Genomic DNA, 2480 nt, shown 5'->3' on the forward strand with positions numbered 1-2480 from the left:
CGATGCAACGTACTTTCATGTTTCGAAGCTAGCAGAGCGATGCAACGCACCTCCATGTATCGAAGCTAGCGAAGCGATGCAGAAACAGAAACAGAAACATGAGCAATGTATACTGCGTCGAGTAACCGCAGGCGCACCGGTTTTTCTAGTGACGAGGAGACTAAAACCGTGCCCGCGAAACGCGTCCGCCGCAAAGGAAATCAATATTTTCTTGCATACGCTCTTTTTCATTAGTATACAGTTATATTCACTGTTTATATTTTTTGTCTACAGTCTGAAGCAACGTCTTAAATGACGTTGCTCTACTTGACTATGGCATCCGTTAGTCGAAAATAAGTTTAACAGTTGCAACAACAAATAAAAGTCCAGACGTAACCAACAATAAAATTCCTACATTTTTATGATTATCTTTCATTACAGATAAACCCATCACTGCAAGTAGTAAAGCCATTACCAAGTTCATTACTGGAAGTAATATATAGTCATATTCAGGAGATATTAGTGAGTATGTAGCCAAACCAATAATAGTGATTCCCAACAAAATTTGTATAATAATTATCATTTCATTCCTCCTAAACCGTTCTATTAAAGTAAAGCATTCGTTACTTAAATAAAGACATACGAAATTCATTCATAACGATTAGCAATATTCTTGTACACAGGAATTCTGCAAGTTTACGAAAGAGCATTTCTGCCTAGTACAGAAACGTACACGAATATTACCTATCAAAACGCAGATCGCTTTTTTCATTTAATTTTCTTTCCAAATACGAACGACTAACGCTATAAATTGYTGTAATGATGAAAGCGATAATACTTGGGTAACCAACATAAACTACTGGTTTCATATGTTCAACTAAACTATATTCTCCCCATTCAAGCCATAAACGCCAACCCATCCCAAGGCTACTTAAGATCAAGCTACCAATAAAGACAAACCATTTTCTTTCTTTAAAAAGCCCTACAAATATGTTCGCAACAACAAAATATATTAATAAAGAAACAATCATAAAATACAAACTAAATCCCTTCAATCCAGGAATCACAAACGTAAATGTGATTCCTGTAAAAAAAAGAATAGTGATGATTGCAAATACTAAAAATTTCGCAGGTGATTTCGCTACTTTATGATAAAACTGTTGATCAAACATACATTGCCCTCCCCGTTTTACGCTTTTCCAAAAAACTTCAGTAAAAGTTAATTCAACTGTTATTTCATTGCCTTACTGTATGAAACACCACAATCATCATAGTGGTTTTCCTAAAATTCGGCTTTCAGTGATAGCTATCCTTTACTTCATACGGTTAAAATTCAAATAAGTTCCAATTTAAAGAACAAAATTTCACAACTAACCTGACCCGTTAGCCACCCATGCATCGCAATAACCAGCCGTATAAATTACTACGGCTAGGAGATGAAGGTCGCTGAACTATGGTGCGGTAAAGCCCTCCCGTGAGTCTGACACCAACGACCACGGTGCATCACAGTCTGCCGCACCCAATATGGGTAGCACTTATGGGAAGATTAATTCGGCGCTTGTTACTGCACCAGAATTGCCATTATTTTCTAGTATAGGCACTTCTCAATAATCCCGATTAATAAGGAAAGCTAAAAAAACCGTTGGCGTGTTCGCGCCAACGATTTTTTTGAAGAACAATATACAGGAAAGTTTAATCATTTATAAATATTATGACTGCTTCTTGAACAGGCACCTCTTGAATTATAAGACGGTAGCGCCAGTTCTCAAAGTCTGTTAACTTCCTTTTCCATAAGTAGGAAACTCTTTTGAAAATTATTATTTACTTAAGATGATATCAATCAATCCCAATTCTTTTGCTTCCTCGGCAAAGAAAAAGCGATCGCGATCTGTCAGTTCATTCATTCTTTCGATTGATACTTTAGAACGCTCAGACATAATGCGGTTCATACGATTCCTCGTTTCAAGAATGTGCCTTGCATGGATATCCATTACCGCAGCTTGACCCCTAACTCCCCCTAAAGGTTGGTGAAGCATAACTTCGCTATTGGGCATGGCATACCTTTTGCCCAACTCCCCTCCGATAAGCAAAAATGCACCCATGGATGCAGCCATTCCTACGCAAGTTGTACTGACATCCGGTTTAATATGCTGCATCGTGTCATAAATGGCAAAACCTGCGGTAACAGATCCTCCAGGTGAATTGATATATAGTTGAATATCTTCATTAGGATTGTCTCCACTTAAGAATAGAAGCTGTGCAATTACTTTACTTGCCAGCTGATCATCAATTTCACCACTGATTAGAATGATACGATCCTTTAACAATCTAGAATAAATATCGTAAGACCTTTCATCACTGTTACTTTTTTCAACCACAAATGGAACATTGCTCATTTGTTTGACCTCCTTATGCTGCCATTTGAATTTTTATAGAATTTCTTTCGCCAAACCCGGAAGAAACCTGCCGAATCTCGACTTTGCGACTCTCTGTACCTACCG

The 2480-nt window shown here is 37.6% G+C and carries 3 protein-coding genes and 1 pseudogene; 1 reads left to right on the top strand and 3 read right to left on the bottom strand.

Annotated features, from left to right (window positions below):
• On the top strand, nt 1–295 hold a 295-nt coding region (locus tag AC1DSL_RS17170), incomplete at its 5' end, for a hypothetical protein (RefSeq protein WP_477533149.1).
• Nucleotides 296–322: 27 nt separating this feature from the next.
• Here AC1DSL_RS17170 and AC1DSL_RS17175 read toward each other — a convergent pair.
• The 3 genes and pseudogenes from AC1DSL_RS17175 to AC1DSL_RS17185 form a co-directional block, all read right to left on the bottom strand.
• On the bottom strand, nt 323–562 hold the full coding sequence (locus tag AC1DSL_RS17175; protein ID WP_477533150.1) for a hypothetical protein: 240 nt from the start codon (nt 560–562) through the stop codon (nt 323–325).
• 157 nt (nt 563–719) lie between these two features.
• A complete protein-coding gene (locus AC1DSL_RS17180) occupies nt 720–1151 on the bottom strand; it encodes an ABC transporter permease (RefSeq protein ID WP_477533151.1) in 432 nt (143 codons plus the stop codon).
• Between the two features lie 645 nt (nt 1152–1796).
• A pseudogene (locus AC1DSL_RS17185) lies at nt 1797–2378 on the bottom strand (ATP-dependent Clp protease proteolytic subunit); the annotation flags it as partial.
• Nucleotides 2379–2480 lie beyond the last annotated feature (102 nt).

The sequence above is a fragment of the Paenisporosarcina sp. P4_D4 genome (genome assembly GCF_056401835.1).

Coding starts and splice junctions, on each gene's coding strand:
- AC1DSL_RS17175 (WP_477533150.1), bottom strand. CDS start 562: ATGATAATTATTATACAAATTTTGTTGGGAATCACTATTATTGGTTTG.